22 protein-coding genes are annotated in these 18,142 nt (G+C 72.8%); 3 read left to right on the top strand and 19 right to left on the bottom strand.

Annotated features, from left to right (window positions below):
* Window positions 1–95: GTP-binding protein (locus ACQKQD_RS23015; protein ID WP_133250949.1), on the bottom strand; the 95-nt coding region annotated here is incomplete at its 3' end.
* A 308-nt stretch (window positions 96–403) separates the two neighbouring features.
* Here ACQKQD_RS23015 and ACQKQD_RS23020 point away from each other — a divergent pair.
* Window positions 404–1,267 carry an outer membrane protein gene (locus ACQKQD_RS23020; protein WP_020093755.1) on the top strand — a complete coding sequence of 288 codons (864 nt, stop codon included), beginning with the start codon at window positions 404–406 and terminating at the stop codon, window positions 1,265–1,267.
* A 173-nt stretch (window positions 1,268–1,440) separates the two neighbouring features.
* On the opposite strand, the gene phnN is transcribed toward ACQKQD_RS23020, so the two are convergent.
* The 9 genes from phnN to phnG are packed head-to-tail and all read right to left on the bottom strand — an operon-like array spanning window position 1,441 to window position 8,147.
* On the bottom strand, window positions 1,441–1,971 hold the full coding sequence (phnN, locus tag ACQKQD_RS23025; RefSeq protein ID WP_427509658.1) for a phosphonate metabolism protein/1,5-bisphosphokinase (PRPP-forming) PhnN: 531 nt from the start codon (window positions 1,969–1,971) through the stop codon (window positions 1,441–1,443).
* Window positions 1,971–3,107, bottom strand: coding sequence for an alpha-D-ribose 1-methylphosphonate 5-triphosphate diphosphatase (locus tag ACQKQD_RS23030; protein WP_427509659.1), 1,137 nt, complete (start codon window positions 3,105–3,107; stop codon window positions 1,971–1,973). Before ACQKQD_RS23030 ends, phnN begins: the two co-directional genes overlap by 1 nt.
* A gap of 11 nt (window positions 3,108–3,118) precedes the next feature.
* On the bottom strand, window positions 3,119–3,826 hold the full coding sequence (gene phnL, locus ACQKQD_RS23035) for a phosphonate C-P lyase system protein PhnL (RefSeq protein WP_427509660.1): 708 nt from the start codon (window positions 3,824–3,826) through the stop codon (window positions 3,119–3,121).
* On the bottom strand, window positions 3,823–4,596 hold the full coding sequence (gene phnK / locus ACQKQD_RS23040; protein ID WP_091980058.1) for a phosphonate C-P lyase system protein PhnK: 774 nt from the start codon (window positions 4,594–4,596) through the stop codon (window positions 3,823–3,825). The genes phnL and phnK overlap by 4 nt, the downstream gene beginning before the upstream one ends.
* A complete protein-coding gene (locus tag ACQKQD_RS23045) occupies window positions 4,593–5,066 on the bottom strand; it encodes a GNAT family N-acetyltransferase (protein ID WP_091980056.1) in 474 nt (157 codons plus the stop codon). Before ACQKQD_RS23045 ends, phnK begins: the two co-directional genes overlap by 4 nt.
* Before the next feature lie 8 nt (window positions 5,067–5,074).
* On the bottom strand, window positions 5,075–5,962 hold the full coding sequence (locus tag ACQKQD_RS23050) for an alpha-D-ribose 1-methylphosphonate 5-phosphate C-P-lyase PhnJ (RefSeq protein WP_020093761.1): 888 nt from the start codon (window positions 5,960–5,962) through the stop codon (window positions 5,075–5,077).
* Window positions 5,959–7,071 (bottom strand): carbon-phosphorus lyase complex subunit PhnI, encoded by a 1,113-nt coding sequence (locus ACQKQD_RS23055; RefSeq protein WP_427509661.1) that lies wholly within the window; start codon window positions 7,069–7,071, stop codon window positions 5,959–5,961. Before ACQKQD_RS23055 ends, ACQKQD_RS23050 begins: the two co-directional genes overlap by 4 nt.
* Before the next feature lie 3 nt (window positions 7,072–7,074).
* Window positions 7,075–7,662, bottom strand: a complete 588-nt coding sequence (gene phnH, locus ACQKQD_RS23060) for a phosphonate C-P lyase system protein PhnH (RefSeq protein ID WP_427509662.1) — start codon at window positions 7,660–7,662, stop codon at window positions 7,075–7,077.
* A gap of 2 nt (window positions 7,663–7,664) precedes the next feature.
* The gene (gene phnG, locus ACQKQD_RS23065) at window positions 7,665–8,147 is read right to left on the bottom strand and encodes a phosphonate C-P lyase system protein PhnG (protein WP_427509663.1); all 483 of its coding nucleotides are present in this window, start codon (window positions 8,145–8,147) and stop codon (window positions 7,665–7,667) included.
* A gap of 79 nt (window positions 8,148–8,226) precedes the next feature.
* Between phnG and phnF the strand changes: the two genes are divergently transcribed.
* On the top strand, window positions 8,227–8,970 hold the full coding sequence (phnF, locus tag ACQKQD_RS23070; protein WP_427509664.1) for a phosphonate metabolism transcriptional regulator PhnF: 744 nt from the start codon (window positions 8,227–8,229) through the stop codon (window positions 8,968–8,970).
* 162 nt (window positions 8,971–9,132) lie between these two features.
* Here the strand turns inward: phnF and phnE (ACQKQD_RS23075) are convergent, their stop codons facing one another.
* From phnE (ACQKQD_RS23075) to ACQKQD_RS23105, 7 genes are all read right to left on the bottom strand, one after another.
* On the bottom strand, window positions 9,133–9,999 hold the full coding sequence (phnE, locus tag ACQKQD_RS23075; RefSeq protein ID WP_132367075.1) for a phosphonate ABC transporter, permease protein PhnE: 867 nt from the start codon (window positions 9,997–9,999) through the stop codon (window positions 9,133–9,135).
* On the bottom strand, window positions 9,996–10,877 hold the full coding sequence (phnE, locus tag ACQKQD_RS23080; protein WP_020093767.1) for a phosphonate ABC transporter, permease protein PhnE: 882 nt from the start codon (window positions 10,875–10,877) through the stop codon (window positions 9,996–9,998). The genes phnE (ACQKQD_RS23075) and phnE (ACQKQD_RS23080) overlap by 4 nt, the downstream gene beginning before the upstream one ends.
* A 16-nt stretch (window positions 10,878–10,893) precedes the next feature.
* On the bottom strand, window positions 10,894–11,820 hold the full coding sequence (gene phnD, locus ACQKQD_RS23085) for a phosphonate ABC transporter substrate-binding protein (protein ID WP_012320793.1): 927 nt from the start codon (window positions 11,818–11,820) through the stop codon (window positions 10,894–10,896).
* Between the two features lie 103 nt (window positions 11,821–11,923).
* Entirely contained in the window at window positions 11,924–12,772 is an 849-nt protein-coding gene (gene phnC, locus ACQKQD_RS23090) for a phosphonate ABC transporter ATP-binding protein (protein WP_427509665.1), read from the bottom strand.
* Window positions 12,773–12,886: 114 nt separating this feature from the next.
* Window positions 12,887–13,507 (bottom strand): chloramphenicol acetyltransferase, encoded by a 621-nt coding sequence (locus tag ACQKQD_RS23095; protein ID WP_091980043.1) that lies wholly within the window; start codon window positions 13,505–13,507, stop codon window positions 12,887–12,889.
* Entirely contained in the window at window positions 13,500–14,186 is a 687-nt protein-coding gene (locus ACQKQD_RS23100) for a DUF1045 domain-containing protein (RefSeq protein ID WP_103985857.1), read from the bottom strand. Before ACQKQD_RS23100 ends, ACQKQD_RS23095 begins: the two co-directional genes overlap by 8 nt.
* A 25-nt stretch (window positions 14,187–14,211) precedes the next feature.
* Window positions 14,212–15,360, bottom strand: coding sequence for a ceramide glucosyltransferase (locus ACQKQD_RS23105; protein WP_103985856.1), 1,149 nt, complete (start codon window positions 15,358–15,360; stop codon window positions 14,212–14,214).
* A 209-nt stretch (window positions 15,361–15,569) separates the two neighbouring features.
* Here ACQKQD_RS23105 and ACQKQD_RS23110 point away from each other — a divergent pair, with 209 nt between their 5' ends.
* On the top strand, window positions 15,570–17,198 hold the full coding sequence (locus ACQKQD_RS23110; protein WP_427509666.1) for an inorganic phosphate transporter: 1,629 nt from the start codon (window positions 15,570–15,572) through the stop codon (window positions 17,196–17,198).
* A gap of 89 nt (window positions 17,199–17,287) precedes the next feature.
* Here the strand turns inward: ACQKQD_RS23110 and ACQKQD_RS23115 are convergent, their stop codons facing one another.
* Together ACQKQD_RS23115 and ACQKQD_RS23120 are read right to left on the bottom strand one after the other, a co-directional pair.
* Window positions 17,288–17,539 (bottom strand): hypothetical protein, encoded by a 252-nt coding sequence (locus ACQKQD_RS23115; RefSeq protein ID WP_091980035.1) that lies wholly within the window; start codon window positions 17,537–17,539, stop codon window positions 17,288–17,290.
* Between the two features lie 3 nt (window positions 17,540–17,542).
* Entirely contained in the window at window positions 17,543–17,950 is a 408-nt protein-coding gene (locus tag ACQKQD_RS23120) for a MucR family transcriptional regulator (protein WP_020093775.1), read from the bottom strand.
* Window positions 17,951–18,142 lie beyond the last annotated feature (192 nt).

An 18,142-nucleotide genomic window follows, 5' to 3' on the forward strand; every position in this document is an offset into this window, starting at 1 on the left:
ATCGCCGCCGTCAGAGACGTCTTGCCGTGATCGACGTGGCCGATCGTGCCAATGTTGCAGTGCGGCTTGGTGCGGGAGAACTTTTCCTTGCCCATGATTCCCATTCCTGCGGCGGGGACCACGCAAGGGCCCCGAATCCTGGTCCGCCGCCCCGAAGTTCCGACAGGGGCGAAAAACGCGGTCCGCTTAGAGGGTCGGCCGCCAGGGATCAAGCTCCGCGACGCGCGGGGGCCCGCCGACCGACCGCGCTGTCAAGCTGCGGATGCGAGTCTTGAACGGAGAAAGATCAATCACAGGCAGTATCCGCGCCGCTTTCGCGCCACAGTGTGGCTTCGCGGGCATAGCGGGATCCGTGCGGCCGAGCTTAAGTGGCGACAACAACGCGTCACCTCGGACCCCCGCCATGATGAAGAAGCTCCTCCTCGCCACCGCCGCGACGGCCCTGGTCACGACGGCCGCCTCCGCCGCCGACCTGCCGCGTCGCGCCGCCCCGCCGCCGGTCTTCACGCCGGTGCCGGTCTTCACCTGGACGGGCTTCTACGCCGGTCTCGAGTCGGCCTACACCTTCACCGACCGTGAGCGCATCACGACCGTCGGCGTCCAGCCCGGCAACGCCACCAACGTCGCCCTCGGCCGCCGCCCGTTCGCGACCTCGACCTCGCAGGACGGCTTCGCCAACATCGGCGGCACCGCCGGCTACAACTACCAGTTCACGCCGGGCGCCGGCATCGTCGTCGGTATCGCCAACAGCATCGACTGGACGGACATCACCAAGAACCGGGTCGTGCTCGGCACCGGCAACGTCGCCGGCGGCCCGCCGAACATCAGCCAGTTCCGCCAGAGCCTCGACTGGCTCGGCACCCTCACCGGCCGCGTCGGCTACGCCTTCGACCGCGTCCTGGTCTACGGGATGGGCGGCCTCGCCTACGGCAACGTGTTCCACGACGCCAACTTCTACACCCCGGGTGGCCGCCTCCAGTTCGCCGGCCGCTACGACGACTTCAAGACCGGCTTCGCCTACGGCGGCGGCATCGAGTTCGCCCTGCCGACCGACAGCTTCCTGAACACCTTCGCGCTCGGCCGCTACATCGGCATCAAGTACGACGCCATCACGGTGAAGGCCGAGTACCTGCACTACGACCTCGGCAGCCAGAACGTTCTCGTCGGCGCGGTCCCGGGCGTGGGCAACGGCGCGTACATCTCGCGCTTCCGCACCGAGGGCAGCATCGTCCGCGCCGGCTTCAACTACAAGTTCGGCGGCATCTGAGTCGGACGACGCCGGGGTCTCCCCGGCGGATCACAGCGAGGGCGGGTGCCGGCATCGGCGCCCGCCCTTTTTTCGTGGCGCACGCGCGCCGCGCGGCCGGCGCGCGAGCCCCGGATCGCGCCCCACGATCTGCGACCGGGATCGCGGCCCGAGCCGCCGAGAGCCGCTCCGCGTCAGCAGGCGCGCAGGTGCGCCACCAGCCGTACGGCCGCAGCCTCCGCAGAGCCGGTATTGAGGATCGTCAGGTCCGCGGTGACGCCGCCCTCCCGGGCGAGACGCGCGGCCAAGTCGCCGTCCTGCGCCCGGCCGCGGGCGGCGATGCGCCGCGCCAGGATCTCGGCCGGCGCCGTGATCTCGACGACGCTCACCCGCGAGCCGCCCGCCCGCGCCCGCGCGACGACGCGGCGCGAGACGTTGCAGACCACCACGTGGCCGTCGGCGACGCGCCGGCCGACCGTCTCCGGGAGCGCGTAGCCGAGGCCGTGGGCGCGCCAGCTCAGGGTGAAGCGCCCGGCCGCGCAGCCCTCGGTGAAGGCCGCCTCGTCGATCTCGTCGTTGTCCTCGTCGGCCGAGGGCGGGCGGGTGACGAGGCGGCGCGGGAAGACGTAGCGCGGGTCGTCGGCGAGCGCCGCCCGGGCGAGCCGGAGCAGCGTGTCCTTGCCGGCCCCGCTCGGGCCGACCACGAGGACGAGGCAGCCCGCCATCAGGCGACCCGCCGGCCGGCGCGCCAGACCTCGCGGACGACCGGCACGCCCTCGGCCCGCTGCACGCGCACGAGGTCGGCCCGCAGCCCGGGCGCCAGGGCTCCGCGATCGGTCAGGCCGGTGGCGCGGGCGGGGTTCGACGTGACGGTGGCGAGCGCCGCGGGCAGCGTGATCCCGGGCGCCTGCTCGGGCAACAGGAAGGCCGCCATCAGCAGGCTCGCCGGCACGTAGTCCGACGACAGGATGTCGAGGTGCCCGGCCTCGGCCAGCGCCAGGGCCGCGACGTTGCCGGAATGCGAGCCGCCGCGAATCAGGTTCGGCGCGCCCATCATCACGGTGATGCCCTGCCGGTGCGCGGCTTCGGCCGCCTCCAGGGTGGTGGGGAACTCGGCCAGCCGCACGCCCTCGCCGACCGCGAGGTCGACGTCGGCCAGGGTGGTGTCGTCGTGGCTCGCCAGCGGGATGCCCATCTCGCGGGCGAACTGAACGAGGGCCGGCCGGTTCTTCGCGTTGAGCGCCCGCCCGTCGCGGACCTTGCGCTCGGTGTTGGCGCGGATCTCGTCCATCGGCCGGCCGCCGCGGGTGGCGTAGGTGTAGTACTTCTCCATGTCGCGGAACTGCCGCTGGCCGGGCGTGTGGTCCATCAGCGAGATCAGCCCCACCGGGTAGCGGGCCGTGAAGGTCGCCACCGTGTCGAGCACGTCCAGGGAGGGCAATTCGCAGCGCAGGTGCGTGAAGTGCTCGGCCCGGAACAGGTCGGCGGCGCGCGCGGCGGCGATGGCGCCGGCGAGCTGCTCCAGCTCGGAGCCGAGGCCGCTGCCGTCCGGATCGCTGCCGGCACGGAGCGAATCGAACACCGTGGTGATTCCCGAGGCGGTGATCTGCGCGTCGTAGGCCAGGACGGCGCCGAGGGGATGCCAGCGCACCTTCGGGCGCGGCGCGAAATGGCTCTCCAGGTGGTCGGTGTGCAACTCGATCAGGCCGGGGATCAGGTGGTCGCCGCCGAGATCGAGGCCGCGCGCGGGCGGGCGCCCCTCGCCGATCTCGGCGATCGCCCCGTCCGAGACCGCGAGCCAGCCGCGCTGCACCCGGTCCGGCAGGACCAGGGTCGCGTTCTCGAGGATGAAGTCGTCCATCGTGAGGATCCTCAGGCTGCCCGGGCGCGCGGCGCGAAGCGGGTGACATCGACCACCCGGGTCGCCACAGCGTCGCGCATCTCGCTGTCGTGGAAGATGCCGAGCACGCCGGCCCCGGCCCTGAGCTTCTCGCGGACGAGCTCGGCCACCACGGCGCGGTTCTCCGCGTCCAGGGAGGCGGTCGGCTCGTCGAGGAGCAGGAGCGGCCGGTCGGCGATCAGGCCCCGGGCGATGTTCACCCGCTGCTGCTCGCCGCCCGAGAAGGTCGCGGGCGGCAGGCCCCAGAGCCGCTCCGGCAGGTTGAGCCGGGCCAGCAGGCTCTCGGCCCGGGCGCGCGCCGCCGCTTCGGACAAGCCGCCCTCGCGGCCCGCGGCCTCGACGACGTCGAGGGCCGGGACCCGGGGGATCACCCGGAGGAACTGCGACACGTAGGCGATCACCCGCGCCCGCAGCGCCAGGACCGCCCGCGGATCGGCCCGGACGACGTCCACGACCGTCGCGCCGTCGCGGACCAGGATCGCGCCGCCGTCGCAGCGGTAGTTGCCGTAGGCCATCTTCAGCAGCGAGGATTTCCCCGCTCCGGACGGGCCGCCGAGCACCACGCACTCGCCGGGCTCCACGGACAGGCTGACATCGCCCACCACCGGCAGCACGACGCCGCCGCGCAGGTGCAGGGTGAAGCTCTTGGCGACGGTCTCGAAGGTCAGGAGCGCGGTCATGCGGCGAGCACCGAGGCAACGAGGAGCTGGGTGTAGGCGTGCTCGGGATCGTCGAGCACGCGGTCGGTGAGGCCGGTCTCGATCACCCGGCCGGCGCGCATGACCATGATCCTGTGCGAGAGGAGCCGCGCCACCGCGAGGTCGTGGGTGACGATGATCACCGCGAGCCCCAGCTCGGCCGAGAGCCGGCGGATCAGGTCGAGGAGCCGGGCCTGGACCGAGACGTCGAGGCCGGAGGTCGGCTCGTCCATCAGCACCAGGCGGGGGCCGGTGACGAGGTTCCGGGCGATCTGCAGGCGCTGGCGCATGCCGCCGGAGAAGCGCGTCGGCGGGTCGTCGATCCGGTCGGCGGCGATCTCGACGCGGCCGAGCCAGTCGAGGGCCTGGGCGCGGATCCGCCCGTAATGGCGGTCGCCGAGCCCCATCAGCCGCTCGCCGACATTGCCGCCGGCCGAGACCGCCATGCGCAGGCCCTGGGCCGCGTCCTGGCGAACGAAGCCCCACTCGGTGCGCATCAGCGCCCGGCGCCCGGCCTCGCTCAAGGTGGCGAGGTCGCGCAGCGCGCCGTCGCGCGTCCGGTAGGCGACCGTCCCGGAATCGGGCGCCAGCTCGGTGGCGATGAGGGAGAGCAGCGTCGACTTGCCCGAGCCGGATTCGCCCACGATCGCCAGCACCTCGCCGGGGACGAGGTCGAACGACACGTCGGCGCAGGCGAGCCGGGCGCCGTAGCGCTTGGTCAGGCCGCGGACCTGAAGCAGGGTTTCGCTCATCGGGTCGCCTCCGCGGCGTCGGGCAGGAAGGGGGGATCGAGGCGGAAGCTGTAGCCGTAGCGCTCGAAGCCGAGGCTCTCGTAGAAGGCGTGGGCCGGCTTGGCGTCGACGTTCGACGACAGGGCGAGCTTGTAGCAGCCCCGCGCCTCGGCGAGCCGGGCCGCCTCGTGCATCATCGCCCGGCCGTGGCCGCCGCCGCGGTGCCGGGACGCGACCACGACACTCTCGACGAGCGCCGAGGGCGTGCCCCAGTGGGCGATGTTGTCGAGGATGACGAGACAGAAGGTGCCGACGACCGCGCCGTCGCGTTCGGCCACGTAGAGCCCGTAATCGGGATAGGCCGCGAGCCGGTCGAGCAGCGCCCCGGCCTGTGCCAGGGTCGCCACCCGCCCGCCGTTCAGCTCGGCGTAGAGGTCGAGGATCGCGGGCAGGTCGGGCTTTCCGGCCCGGCGGACCGTGAGGTCGGTCATAGCGCGTCTCATGCCGCGTCCCCCGTGCCGACATGGCCGTCCGCGCGGCGCCCCTCGCAATGGTCGGTGTCCGAGCAGACGAACATCCGCCGGCCCGCATCGTCGAGCAGCACCTCGTCGAGATAGACGCCCTCGGCACCGCACAGCGCGCAGGGATGCTCGAACGCCTGGATCCGGAACGGGTGGTCCTCGAAGTCGAGGCTGCGCACCCGCGTGTAGGGCGGCACCGCGTAGATCCGCCGCTCGCGGCCCGCGCCGAAGAGCTGGAGCGCCGGGCAGTCGTCCATCTTGGGGTTGTCGAATTTCGGCGTCGGCGACGGGTCCATCACGTAGCGGCCCGCCACCTCCACCGGGTACGCGTAGGTGGTGGCGATGTGGCCGTGGCGGCTGATGTCCTCGTAGAGCTTCACGTGCATGGCGCCGTACTCGGCCAGCGCGTGGAGCTGGCGGGTCTCGGTCTCGCGGGGCTCGAGGAAGCGCAGGGGCTCGGGGATCGGCACCTGGTAGACGAGGGTCTGCCCCTCGGTGAGCGGCGTCTCGGGGATGCGGTGGCGGGTCTGGATCACCGTCGCCTCCGCGGTGCGGGTGGTGGTGGCCACCCCGGAGGTCTTGGCGAAGAAGCGGCGGATCGAGACCGCGTTGGTGGTGTCGTCGGCGCCCTGGTCGATGACCTTCAGCACGTCCGAGCGGCCGAGGATCGCGGCCGTCACCTGCACGCCGCCGGTGCCCCAGCCGTAGGGCATCGGCATCTCGCGGGAGGCGAAGGGCACCTGGTAGCCCGGCACCGCGATGGCCTTGAGGATGGCCCGGCGGATCATCCGCTTCGTGCCCTCGTCGAGATAGGCGAAGTTGTAGCCCGGTTCGCTCTCCGGGCGGTGCGCGATCGCGGCGCTCATTCGGCGGCCTCCTGCATCTCGACGGTGTCGGACCCGTGCTCGAACTCGGTACGTAGCCGGCGAACCAGCTCCAGCTCGGCCTGGAAGTCGACGTAGTGGGGCAGCTTCAGGTGCTCGACGAAGCCGGTCGCCTGGAGACTGTCGCAGTGGGCCAGCACGAACTCCTGGTCCTGGGCCGGGCTCGCCACCGGCTCGCCCAGCTCCTCAGCGCGGAGCGCCCGGTCGACCAGGGCCATCGCCATGGCCTTGCGCTCGCTCTGCCCGAAGCTCAGCCCGTAGCCGCGGGTGAACTGGGGCGGGGCCGCCCCGGAGCCCTTGAACTGGTTGACCATCTGGCACTCGGTGAGCCGCACCCGGCCGAGCGGCACCGCGAAGCCCAGCTCCTCGGGCACGAACTCGAGCGCGACCTCCCCGACCCGGATCTCGCCGACGAACGGGTGGGTGCGGCCGTAGCCGCGCTGCGTCGAGTAGGCGAGGCCGAGCACGAAGCCCTCGTCGCCCCGGGCCAGCGCCTGGAGGCGGAGCGCCCGGTCAGCGGGGTAGTCCACCGGCTCGCGGGTGAGGTCGCCCGCGGGCGCGCCGTCGTCCGGGGGCGAGGGCTCGATCAGGCCGTCCCGGGCCAGCAGGTCGGTGACCCGCGGGCAGGTGCCGGCATCGGCGCGCGGCGCGGCCTCGGCGGCGGACTCGATCCCGGCTTCGGACTCGGCCGCGAGCGCGAAGTCGACCAGCCTGTGGGTGTAGTCGAAGGTCGGCCCGAGCACCTGCCCGCCGGGCAGGTCCTTGAACGTCGCGGAGATCCGGCGCTCGACCGCCATGGCGCCGGTGTCGACCGGCGCGGAGGCGCCGAAGCGCGGCAGCGTGGTCCGGTAGGCCCGGACCAGGAACACCGCCTCGACGACGTCGCCGCGCGCCTGCTTGAGCGCCAAAGCCGCGAGGTCCGGATCGTAGAGCGAGCCCTCGGTCATCACCCGGTCGACGAGCAGCGCCATCTGCTCCCGAATCTGCTCGACGGAGAGCTCCGGCACGGCCGGATCGCCCCGGCGCGCCTCGGCGAGGAGACGGTGAGCGTTGTCGATGGCGGCCTCGCCGCCCTTCACGGCCACGTACATGGATCAGGCCTCCGTCACCGTCGTGGAGCGCGGCAGGCCGGCCACGCGGCCGGGCGCCGTCAGGATCAGGTCGACGCCCAGGGGGAAGCCCGCGCGGTTCTCCGCGAGCTGCGCCGCGAAGCCGTCCGGCAGGGGCGCCGGCGCGATCCCGGCGGTGCCCCGGATGCCGGGGCCGGACAGGCACAGCCCCTCCCCCTCCGCGAGCGCGTCGAGGGCGAGCACCAGCGTCGTGGCGGTGTCGGGATAGGCCGGCGTCCCGGGAGCGAATCGGCTCAGCGGCGGGCAGCGCGCCGGGTCGCTGACCAGCGCGAAGGCCGCCGCGGCCGGGTCCCCGGTGAGCGGCGCGCCGGTGTGGAAGCGCAGGTATTCCGCGACCTCCGGCGCCGCGGCGAGGGCCGGATCGAGCCAGACCGGCGTGTCGGCGTCGGTGAGCGTCAGCGCGACGGCGGCCAGTTCCGGCGTCAGGGGCGCGGGCGGCGCGAGGTCCGGCGTGAGGGGCCGGACGCGTCCGGGGCGGGCGAGGGCGTCCATCACGGCGCGGAACGTGTCCTGCGCGTCGTGAACCGGGTCGGCGAAGCCGGGGGCGAGCATGCTCAATCCTCTCCGCGGGCGAGGGTCAGGAAGTCGACCCGGGTGGCGGCCGTGCGTCGAGCCGCCCGCGCGCGGTGCTCCGCGAGCCGCCGGGCGGCGGGCTCCAGGGCCGCCTCGACCCGGGCGCGCCGGCCGGGATCCTGCCAGAGGGCGTCGAGGATCGCGGCGAGCCGCGCCTTCGCGCGGTCGCGGCCGAGATGGTAGGCGAAGCCCGCCGGACCGTCCGCGAGGCGGATGGCGGCCCGGGTCACGCTGACCTCGCCGAGATTGAACGGGCGACCGTCGCCGCCGATCCGGCCCGACGCCATCACGAGACCGGTCTCGGGCGGCCGCAGGTCCGCGGCCGCGGGCGCTTCGAGGCCCGACACGGCTGCCTCGAGGGCCGCCTCGAGATCCGCGCGGCTCGCCTCGGCACAGAGGGCCATGACCGCCTGGCGCGCCGCGGTCTCGCCCTCGGATCCCGGATGTCTCGGGGTCGTCGTCATCGCGAATCCCTTCGTCGCTCGGTTGTCTAGGTGTATAGACAACTGGCGTGCGCCGCACAAATGAAGTTTGGATGACAGGATGGATGCGCAGGAGCAGGCGGCCGGCCTCGTCCGGGGCGAGGGGCTGACGGCGTGGCGGCAGATCGCCGACGCGCTGACGGCCGAGATCGCGGCGGGACGCTACGCGCCGGGACAGCAGCTCCCCGCCGAGGCCGCCCTGGCGACGCGGTTCGCGGTGAACCGGCACACGGTGCGGCGCGCCCTCGCGGCGCTGGCCGAGGGCGGGCTCGTGCGCGCCAGCCAGGGCCGCGGCACCTTCGTGGAGGAGGCGCCGCTCGCCTACCCGATCGGGCCGCGCACGCGCTTCTCCGAGATCGTCGCCGGGGCCGGGCGCGAGGCCTGGGGCGACCTCGTCGCGGCGACCACGGTCCCGGCCGGGACCGAGCAGGCGGCGTCCCTGGCCCTCGCCCCCGGCGCGCCGATCCTGGAGCTGCTGACGGTCCACCGGGCGGACGGCGCCCCGCTCTCGACGGCGCTGACCTGGCTGCCGCTGCCGCGCTTCGCGGGTTTCGCCGAGGCCTACGCGGCGCGCGGCTCGATCACCCGGGCCTTCGCGACCTGCGGCGTCCACGACTACACCCGGCTCTCGACGCGGATCCGGGCCCGCCCCGCGGATCCCGCGGAGGCGCAGCGCCTCGACATCGCGCCGGCGCGGGTCGTGCTGGTGGTGTCGAGCGTCAACATCGATCCCGCCGGCGTGCCGATCCAGGCGAACCGCACCCTGTTCGCCGCCGACCGCGTGGAGCTGGTGATCGGCGGGTGATGCGATGTCCGCGCGACCTCCGCGCGACCTCCGCGCTATGTCCGCGCGATGTCCGCGCGACGGCCTCGGCACTCCGTCCTCGCGAGCGGAGCGAAGCGACCCGGGGCAGCGCGACCCTGGATCATTGCGCTCAGCGCGTGATGCCGGAAAGCCGAGGCTCCCTCAGCGCGCCGCCGGCCCGATTATCGCCCGGCGCAGGCGGGTCGAGACCCAGTCGATCGCCGCCACGGTCACGAGGATCATCAGCACCAGGAAGGCGACCTGCTGCAGCTCCAGCACGCGGATCAGCTCGGTGAGGTACTGGCCGATGCCGCCCGCGCCGACGATGCCGATGATCGTCGCCGAGCGGGTGTTCGACTCGAAGAAGTAGAGGACCTGGCTCGCCAGCACCGGCAGCACCCCGGGGATCAGCCCGAAGCGGATGCGGTGGAGCGCCGAGCCGCCCGAGGCGACGACGCCCTCGCCGGCCCGCTTGTCGCAAGTCTCGATCGCCTCCGAGAACAGCTTGCCGAGCGCGCCGAAATCCGAGCACGCGATCGCGAGCGCCCCGGCGAACGGGCCCAGGCCGACGACGTTGATCCAGATCAGCGCCCAGATCAGCACGTCGACGGAGCGCATCACGTCGAGGCCGCGGCGGACCGCGAACCGCGCGAACGGGTTGGGCACGACGTTCCGCGCCGCCAGGAACGCCACCGGGAAGGCGAGGATCGCCGCCGTCAGCGTGCCCAGGAAGGCGATGCCGAGGGTCTCGCCCAGCGCGTGCAGGAAGGTCCAGAACTGGCCTTCCGGCGATGGCGGCAGCATCAGAACCGCGAAGGTGCCGAGGCGCCCGAGCCCGTGGAGGATCCGCGCCACCGAGAAGTCGAGGCGCCAGTAGCCGAGCGCCGCGAGCCCCACCAGGACGACGAGCAGGGCGGCGAGCCGCGCCCGCCCCGGCCAGTCGGCGCGGAACTGCGCGGGGTAGTGCGCGCGCAGGCGGCCGAGGTCGGCCCGGGCCGCCGCCCGCAGGGTCTCGGGACGCGCGCTCATCGGGCGTGCTCCGCGCCGATCAGGCGGTGGCGGACCCGCTCGGTGACGAGGTCGATGCAGAAGACGGTCAGGATGATCAGCACGAGGATCGCGCTCACGTCCGCGTAGTAGAAATTGCGGATCGCCACGAGGAATTCCTGGCCGATGCCGCCGGCGCCGACGAAGCCCATCACCCCGGCGCCGCGCACGTTGATCTCGAAGCGCAGCAGCGCGTAGGAGGCGAAGTTCGACAGCACCTGCGGCAAGACCGCGAAGCGCACCGTCTGGACCCAGGTCGCGCCCGAGGCCGACAGGCCCTCGACGGGCCGCATGTCGATGTTCTCGACCACCTCGGAGAACAGCTTGCCCAGCGCGCCCGTGGTGTGGATCGCGATGGCGAGCACGCCCACCATCGGGCCGAGGCCGAAGGCGATGACGAAGATCAGCGCGAACACGACCTCGGGGACGGTGCGGCACAGTTCCAAGAGGCGCTTGGCGCCGACGCGCAGCACGCGCGACCGCACGAGGTTGGCGGCGGCCACGAAGCTGAGGGCGAAGCCCGCCAGCCCCCCGAGCAGCGTCCCGAGATAGGCCATGAGCAGGGTCTCGCCCAGCAGGCCCAGCCATTTGGGCAGGCCCCAGTACCAGGCGCGCACGTCCTCCAGCGGGTGCTCGAGGCTGATCGGCGGCAGGATCTGCTGGATGTAGGCAGTGAACTTGCCGATGTTCTCGGCGAAGACCAGCGGCCGCACCTCGGCGATCAGGCCCGCGACCACGGCGAGCGCCGCCACCAGGGCGAAGCCCGCCAGCGTGCGGCGGCGGGCCTCGCCGGTCGCCGCCGCGTAGAGGCCGGAGAGGGCGGCTGCCCGCTCCGGCGACAGGGGTGTCAGACCGCGCAAGGCAGGCGGCTCCGGATCAGGACTTCCGACGCTGCTCGTCGTTGAACCGCAGCATGTCGATGATCGGCTGGTAATCCTTGAGGGTCACCGGCGTGAGATCCTGGTCCTTGCCGTCGGAGAGCCGGTCGAACGCGGCCTTGTCGGCCTTCGGCAGGGCCACGAAGGCGTCGCGGATCTTGGCCTTCAGGTCGTCCGGCAGGCTCGCCAGCACGGCGAAGGGCCCCTCCGGCAGGAAGTCGGACTTGAACACGACCCGGAAGTCCGACTGCTGCATCGGCGTGCCGTCGGGCTTCTTGAGCATGCCCTTGGCGGCCATGCGGGTGACCATCGTGTCGGTCTCGGAGTTCCACAGGTTGGCGGCGGCGTCGGCCGTGCCCTGGGTGAGCGCCAGGACGGCGTTCTCGTGGCTGCCCGCGTAGAAGGTCTTGCCGAAGAACTTCTCGACGTCGTAGCCGGCCCGCTTCAGGAAGAAGCGCGGCGCCTGGTTGCCGGAGGTGGAGTTCGGATCGACCAGCGCGAGGTTCTTGCCCTTGAGATCCTCGACGGTCTTGTAGGGGCTGGAGGCCAGCACGTAGACCACCGAATAGTAGCCCGAGGCGCCGGTCTCGTGCTTCTGGTTGACGATCGGCTCAATCTTGACGCCGGTCATCACGGCCCGCGCGAACGAGGCCGGCCCGTACCACGCGATCTGGATGTTGCCGGCGCGCTGGCCCTCGATCACCGCGGCGTAGTCGCTCGCCACCCGCAGCTTCACCGGCACGCCGAGGGTCTTGGTCAGGTAGGCGGTGAGCGGCGCCCAGCGGTCGGCGGTGCCCGAGGCGTTCTCGGCCGGGATCACGCCCAGCGTCAGCTCCGGATACTGGGCCTTCCAGTCCTGGGCGGCGGCCGGCAGGCCGAGGAGGGCGAGGGCCGCGGCGGCGGCGAGGGTGCGTCGGGTGATCATCGGGTCGTCCTTCGTGGCGTCGGCGAGGTTCGGCCGGCCGGAGGCCGGTCGGGCGTTTCCGAACAGTTTCGTTGGCGGTTTCTGTTGGGGCCCGGGGCCCGGGTCAGGCGCCGAGGGCGGCCTCGCGGACCGGGCGTACCGGTACGAGACCGGGCCGGCCCGGCATCGCGGCTCGCTGCTCCGCCTCGCGCTGCGCGGAATCGTCCAGAACCTCGCCGGCCTCCAGGCCGTAGAGCCGGCGCGCCACGTCCTCGGTGAGGTCGAAGGGGCCGCCCTCGAACACGACCCGCCCGGCCGCGAGGCCGACGAGGCGGTCGCAGTAGGCGCGGGCGAGGTCGAGGGAGTGCAGGTTGCACAGCACCGTGATGCCGTAGCGCCGGTTCACGTCGGCGAGCGCGTCCATCACGAGCCGCGTGTTGCGCGGGTCGAGCGAGGCGACCGGCTCGTCGGCGAGCAGGATCTCGGGTTCCTGCACGAGGGCGCGGGCGATGGCGACGCGCTGCTGCTGGCCGCCCGACAGGCCGTCGGCCCGCTGGCCGGCGAACTCGCCCATGTCGAAGCTCTCCAGGGCGGCGAGGGCCATGGCGCGGTCCTCGGCGGACCATTGCCGGAGCAGGGCGCGGTGGGTCGGCACGTGGCTGAGGCGCCCCATCAGCACGTTGGTCATGACGTCGAGCCGGCCGACGAGGTTGAATTGCTGGAAGATCATGGCGCAGCGGGTGCGCCACTCGCGCAGCGGACGGCCGCGCAGGGTGGTGACCTCGCGGCCGTCGTGGAGGATGCGCCCCGAACTCGGATCCACCAGCCGGTTGATGAGGCGCAGCAGCGTGGACTTGCCGGCACCGGACCGGCCGATCACCCCGACGAAGCTGCCGGGCTCGATCCGGAGCGACACGCCGTCGACGGCGCGTCGGTCGCCGTACTGGCGCGTGAGATCCTCGATAACCAGCATGCCACCATCCGCCGGGGAACGGCCGCACGTAGACGCCGGTTTGACGACGATTGGATGACGTATTCGGAACGATTATATTTGCCGGCGCAGCATCTCGGCTTTTCGATAGCCGACTTAATCTTCGTGGCGCTCCAGGAATGCTTCGATGGGCAGCCCGCGGAAATCCGGCAGCGCCCGGCGCAGGCGCTCGTGGTCCCAGTCCCACCACGCCAGGCGGGTCAGACGGTCAGCGACCACCTCGGGGAAGCGGCGCCGGACCGGCCGGGCGGGATTGCCGACGACGATCGTGTAGGGCTCGACGTCGCGGGTGACGATGGCGCCCGCCCCCACCACCGCGCCGGTGCCGATCGTGCGCCCGGGCAGGACGACCGCGCCGTGGCCGATCCAGACGTCGTGGCCGATCGCCACCGGGCTCGCCCGGCGCCGGTCGAAGAAGGCGGGCTCGTCCAGTTCCTCCGGCCAGTAGGCGCGCGCCCGGTAGGTGAAGTGCGCCTGCGACGCCCGCTCCATCGGGTGGTTGCCGGGATTGATCCGCACGCTGGCGGCGATCGAGCAGAACTTGCCGATCGCGGTGTAGATCACCTCGCCGTCCTCACCGATGTAGGAATAGTCGTCGAGGGTCGTCTCGGTGAGGCGGGTGCGGGCGCCGACCTCGGTGTAGCGGCCGAGGCGGCTGTCAACGACCCGGGCGCTCGGATCGAGCGCGGGTTCGAGGCCGAGGGGGCGGTCAACCACGGGCCTCTCCGAAGGGCAGGCGCGCCAGGAGCCGGAACGGTCCCGACCCGTCCTGGGTCAGGAGGCTGACGGCGTCGATCCGCAGGGGCTCCGGTCCCGCGGCGGCGTAGGCCTCGGACAGGCGCCGGTGCCAGAGGTCGCGCTCCGCCTCCGGCAGGGCGTCGGTCAGGGTCATGTGGAAGCGGAAGGCCTCGAACACGTAGGGGTAGCCCCAGCGGTCGAGGAGCGCGCGGCCGCGCGGGTCGAGGCGCTCCGGCCGGCGCTTGGCGCGCTCGGCCTCCGTGAGCGGTGCCCGGAACGGGTCGAGGGCGGCGACGCACTCGGCGGCGAGGAGCCCGAGTTCCGGCGGGGGTGTCTCCGGCACCAGGGCGAGGAACGGCCCGAGGGCGGCGACCCGGAGCGGCCCCACCGCCACCGGCGGGTGCGCGGCCGCGAGGGCGCGGGCGGCGGCCACGAGGTCGGCCTCCCCGGTGCCCGGGGCGAGGCGCAGCGGCGCCTTGAGGGTGGCGTGGAACCCGTAGACCCGCGCGCCCGCCGTGACGGGTGCGAGATCGCCGAGCCCCTCCGGGTGCGGGACCGGCAGCCCGGTGACGTTGTCGGTGCCGAGGATCGCCCGGCCGAAGCCTTCGAGGCGCGAATCCGGGGCGGGCAGCCAGTAGAGGGCGTAGCGGCGCGACACGTCAGGGCCTCCGATCGCCGGGCGGTCAGGCCGTCGGCGCGTAGGTGCGCGCGTCGGCGGCCCGCCGGGGGCGCACGTCCATGGCATTGCCCCGCCACACGATGGCGCTCCGCATCCAGGCGCCGACCCAGATCGCCGGGATCAGGGCGTCGCGCGCCAGGAAGGCGGCCAGCGTGCGGGGCGAGCGGTGCCAGCCCGCGCGGAGAGCGAGCCGGTGCTCCGCGGCATAGCACAGGGCGGCGAGGCCTGCAGCGCCCGCGAGGCCCGCGAGGCTTCCGGCCCAGAGGGCGACGAGGAGCGCCGGCAGCAGGACGCCGCTGCCGATCTCGGGGGCGAAGAACAGCGGGAAGGTCACGCGGCGCAGGCGCGCCCAGCGCAGCTGCCGCGCCCAGACCTCCCGGAAGCCGCGCGGGCCGAGCGGCTGCTCGAACGGGCTCGCCACGAGGTGGACCCGCTTGCCGGCGGCGCGCACGAGCTTGGTGGCGGCCGCGTCCTCGGCGATCTCGGCCGCGAGCGCCTGGAGGCCACCCTGCGCCTCCAGGAAGGGCTTGTGCCAGAGCATGCTCTTGCCCTGCGCGAAGCCCAGCCCGAAGGCCTCGGCGGCGTATTGCCAGCGCGCCTGCAGGGTGTTCAGGAAGGCGCACTCCACCTCCGCCATGAAGCTGCCCGGGCGGGCGCCGGCCGGGGTGGAGCAGACGAGGCCGGTATCGGCGCGCCACGCCGCCTGGAGGCGCTGGAGGTAGTCCGGCGGCATCGCCACGTTGGAGTCGGCCAACACCACCCAGTCGTGGGCGGCGGCGCGCCAGCCGCGCAGGCAGTTGTTGAGCTTCGGGTTCGCGCTGACGCGCTCGTCGCCGAGGATCAGGCGGGCGGGCACGTGCGGGTGGGCCTCGATCAGGCGCTCCACCATCGGGACGATCGGGTCGGCCGGGTCGGCCACGCAGAAGATCAGCTCGTAGGACGGGTAGTCGAGGCGGAAGCTGCGGAGGAGCATCTCCTCGCTGTAGGCCTCGACCCCGCGCAGGGGGCGGACCAGGGAGACGGGCGCGCCGTCCGGGAACCGCGACGGGCCGTGGTCCCGGCCGAGGCGCCGGGCCGCGACGGCGATGCTGCCGATCTGGACGACGGCCAGGAGCGCGCCGAGGGACAGGGCCGGCACCGTGGCGTCAATCATGCGGATCCCTCGTGCGATCGGGCGAGCGGTCCGGTCCGCTAGCGGCCGGACCGCGTCAGGCGTGTGACAGCGCCGCCCGACGCTCTCGGACACGCTCTAGGACACGCTCTCGGACACGCTCGCCGACGCGCGGCGTCGCGGGCCGTCACCCAACCGTCACCGCGCGGTTTTAATCCCCGCTCACCACGAAAGATTCCGCGCGAGGGTTCATGTCCGATACCGCCGTGATGCCGTCGGGGGCGGTGAAAGGCCGGCAGGCGGGCGGCCCGCGCCTCGACCACGGGATGCATCTCGGCGGTGTCGTCGCGTTCCTCCTCGTCCTCGTGGCGGGCCTGGGCTACGCGGTGGTGAGCCTCATCGCGGACATGAACGCGGTCGGGGAGGCGCCCCTGGCCTACGGCGCCTTCGCGCTGCTCGGCCTCGCCCTGCTGATCGCCCTCGCCTTCGAGTTCGTGAACGGCTTCCACGACACCGCCAACGCGGTCGCCACGGTGATCTACACCCACTCGATGCCGCCGCTCGTCGCGGTGATCTGGTCGGGCGTCTTCAACTTCCTCGGCGTGATGCTGTCCTCCGGCGCGGTGGCCTACGCGATCGTCACGCTGCTGCCGGTCGAGCTGATCCTCAACGTCGGCTCGCACGCGGGCTACGCGATGATCTTCGCGCTGCTGCTGGCGGCCATCATCTGGAACCTCGGGACCTGGGCGTTCGGGCTGCCGAACTCGTCGTCCCACGCGCTGATCGGCTCGGTGCTCGGCGTCGGCCTCGCCAACCAGCTGATGAACGGCGGCGACGGCACTGCTGGCGTCGACTGGACCCAGGCGCTCAACGTGTTCAAGGCGCTGCTGTTATCCCCGGTCTGCGGCTTCGTGCTCGCGGCGCTGCTGCTGCTCGCCCTGAAGGTCACGGTCCGCCGCAGGGACCTCTACGAGGCGCCCGCGGGCGAGGCGCCGCCGCCCCCGTGGATCCGCGGCCTGCTGATCCTCACCTGCACGCTGGTCTCGTTCTTCCACGGCGGCAATGACGGGCAGAAGGGCATGGGCCTGATCATGCTGATCCTGATCGGCGCCGCCCCCACCGCCTACGCGCTTAACCGCACCATGGCGGACGACACGACGCCCGCCTTCGTGCAGGCCTCGACGGCGGCGAGCGCGGTGTTCTCCGCCCGCGCCCCCGGCGCGGCGGTTCCGGACGCCGCGGCCGCGCGCCGGACCGTGACGGAGGCGCTCAAGACCAAGGCGCTGAACACGCCGCCCGTCTACGCGGCGCTGGCGGCGCTCTCGGACGACATCGCCGCCAGCGTGAAGAATTACGGCGCGATCCGCACGGTGCCGGCCGCCCAGACCCAGAACCTGCGCAGCGACATGTACCTCGCCGCCGACGCGGTGCGCGTGCTGCCGGGCGCCGGGGCCGACTTCTCGGAGGCCGAAAAGGCCGACCTGAAGCGCTACGCGGGCCTGCTCAACGACGGCACGCGCTACATCCCGGGCTGGGTCAAGGTCTGCGTCGCCCTGGCGCTGGGTCTCGGCACCATGGTCGGATGGAAGCGCATCGTCGTCACGGTGGGCGAGAAGATCGGCAAGACCCACCTGACCTACGCGCAGGGCGCCTCGGCCGAGATCGTCGCCGCCGGCACGATCGAGCTGGCCGAGCTCTACGGCCTGCCGGTCTCGACCACCCACATCCTGTCGTCGGGCGTCGCCGGCACGATGGCGGCCAACGGCTCGGGGCTCCAGATGTCCACGGTGCGCAACATGGCGCTCGCCTGGATCCTGACCCTGCCGGCGGCGATCACCCTCGCAGCCGCTCTGTTCTACCTCCTGCGCCACCTGTTCTGACGCGGGTCCGGCCGGACGGGCCGGAGACCGCGCTCCGCCCCCCGACGAAGCGACCCGGTCTCCGGCCTCCCGCAGCGCGCCCCGGCGCTTCAGGAACTCGCCATCGCCCGCACGAAGGCCAGGCAGGTCCGGCGCGCCGCCGGACTGTCGATCGCCACGAAGGCCGAGACGAGGTCGGCCGCCTGGGTCATGGCCGCGTCGGGCCGGTCGGCATCCGGGTAGAAGCTCGCCACCGGCACGTCGAGGATGCCGGCGATGCGGCTCAGGGCGTCGCTCGTGCGCGCCGCCCCCGGTAACGGCGCGCGGTCCCGGGCCGGATCCGCGGAAGCGTCGGGCGTCATCGCTCAGGCCGCCTTGTGGCCGAGCTGGATCGCCCGGGCGATCTCCGAGCGCCGCGCGGCGTAGCCCGGGGCCACCATCGGGTAGTCGGCCGGCAGGCCGTACTTGGCCCGGTACCGCTCGGGGGTGAGGCCGTGCGCGGTGAGGTGGCGCTTCAGGGTCTGGTAGGACCGGCCGTCGATGAAGCTGATCAGGCCGTCCTGCTGGATCGAGGCATCGACCTGCGACTGGCTCAGCCCGACCCCGCCGAACTCCGACGGCGCGCAGCGGAGCACCGCGATCGCCGTGTGCACTTGGTCGATCAGCGCCGGCAGCGCCGTGACCTCGATCGCGTTGCGCGAGACGTAGGCCGCGACGATCGCGCCGACCTTCTCCAGCATGAAGGTTGAACGGTGGTCGGTGAGGTGGTCCATCTGAGACATCGCTGTTCGAGGGCGTCCCGATCCTCGTGCCTCGTCTCCGGTGGGTCCGCTCGCGCGGGCTTTGCGGGACGAAACCGAGGCGACGGGCCAGCCGAGGGATTTCTACCTCAAGTTGATTTCACTCCGTTTCTTGAGGTTGCAGATAATATACAATATGAGCGGTCGGCGGTTTGTCCGGCAGCG

It is taken from the genome of Methylobacterium sp. NPDC080182, from assembly GCF_050281105.1.
GTDB lineage: Bacteria > Pseudomonadota > Alphaproteobacteria > Rhizobiales > Beijerinckiaceae > Methylobacterium.

What these genes read in the sequence shown, in the direction of transcription:
- phnL (WP_427509660.1), bottom strand. Translation starts at nt 3,826, where the DNA reads ATGACCGCGCTCCTGACCTTCGAGACCGTCGCCAAGAGCTTCACCCTG.
- phnH (WP_427509662.1), bottom strand. Translation starts at nt 7,662, where the DNA reads ATGCTCGCCCCCGGCTTCGCCGACCCGGTTCACGACGCGCAGGACACG.
- ACQKQD_RS23055 (WP_427509661.1), bottom strand. Translation starts at nt 7,071, where the DNA reads ATGTACGTGGCCGTGAAGGGCGGCGAGGCCGCCATCGACAACGCTCAC.
- phnF (WP_427509664.1), top strand. Translation starts at nt 8,227, where the DNA reads ATGGATGCGCAGGAGCAGGCGGCCGGCCTCGTCCGGGGCGAGGGGCTG.
- phnK (WP_091980058.1), bottom strand. Translation starts at nt 4,596, where the DNA reads ATGAGCGAAACCCTGCTTCAGGTCCGCGGCCTGACCAAGCGCTACGGC.
- ACQKQD_RS23110 (WP_427509666.1), top strand. Translation starts at nt 15,570, where the DNA reads ATGTCCGATACCGCCGTGATGCCGTCGGGGGCGGTGAAAGGCCGGCAG.
- phnN (WP_427509658.1), bottom strand. Translation starts at nt 1,971, where the DNA reads ATGGCGGGCTGCCTCGTCCTCGTGGTCGGCCCGAGCGGGGCCGGCAAG.
- phnG (WP_427509663.1), bottom strand. Translation starts at nt 8,147, where the DNA reads ATGACGACGACCCCGAGACATCCGGGATCCGAGGGCGAGACCGCGGCG.
- ACQKQD_RS23020 (WP_020093755.1), top strand. Translation starts at nt 404, where the DNA reads ATGATGAAGAAGCTCCTCCTCGCCACCGCCGCGACGGCCCTGGTCACG.
- ACQKQD_RS23105 (WP_103985856.1), bottom strand. Translation starts at nt 15,360, where the DNA reads ATGATTGACGCCACGGTGCCGGCCCTGTCCCTCGGCGCGCTCCTGGCC.
- ACQKQD_RS23030 (WP_427509659.1), bottom strand. Translation starts at nt 3,107, where the DNA reads ATGGACGACTTCATCCTCGAGAACGCGACCCTGGTCCTGCCGGACCGG.
- phnE (WP_132367075.1), bottom strand. Translation starts at nt 9,999, where the DNA reads ATGAGCGCGCGTCCCGAGACCCTGCGGGCGGCGGCCCGGGCCGACCTC.
- ACQKQD_RS23120 (WP_020093775.1), bottom strand. Translation starts at nt 17,950, where the DNA reads ATGGACCACCTCACCGACCACCGTTCAACCTTCATGCTGGAGAAGGTC.
- phnC (WP_427509665.1), bottom strand. Translation starts at nt 12,772, where the DNA reads ATGCTGGTTATCGAGGATCTCACGCGCCAGTACGGCGACCGACGCGCC.
- ACQKQD_RS23050 (WP_020093761.1), bottom strand. Translation starts at nt 5,962, where the DNA reads ATGAGCGCCGCGATCGCGCACCGCCCGGAGAGCGAACCGGGCTACAAC.
- ACQKQD_RS23045 (WP_091980056.1), bottom strand. Translation starts at nt 5,066, where the DNA reads ATGACCGACCTCACGGTCCGCCGGGCCGGAAAGCCCGACCTGCCCGCG.
- phnD (WP_012320793.1), bottom strand. Translation starts at nt 11,820, where the DNA reads ATGATCACCCGACGCACCCTCGCCGCCGCCGCGGCCCTCGCCCTCCTC.
- ACQKQD_RS23115 (WP_091980035.1), bottom strand. Translation starts at nt 17,539, where the DNA reads ATGACGCCCGACGCTTCCGCGGATCCGGCCCGGGACCGCGCGCCGTTA.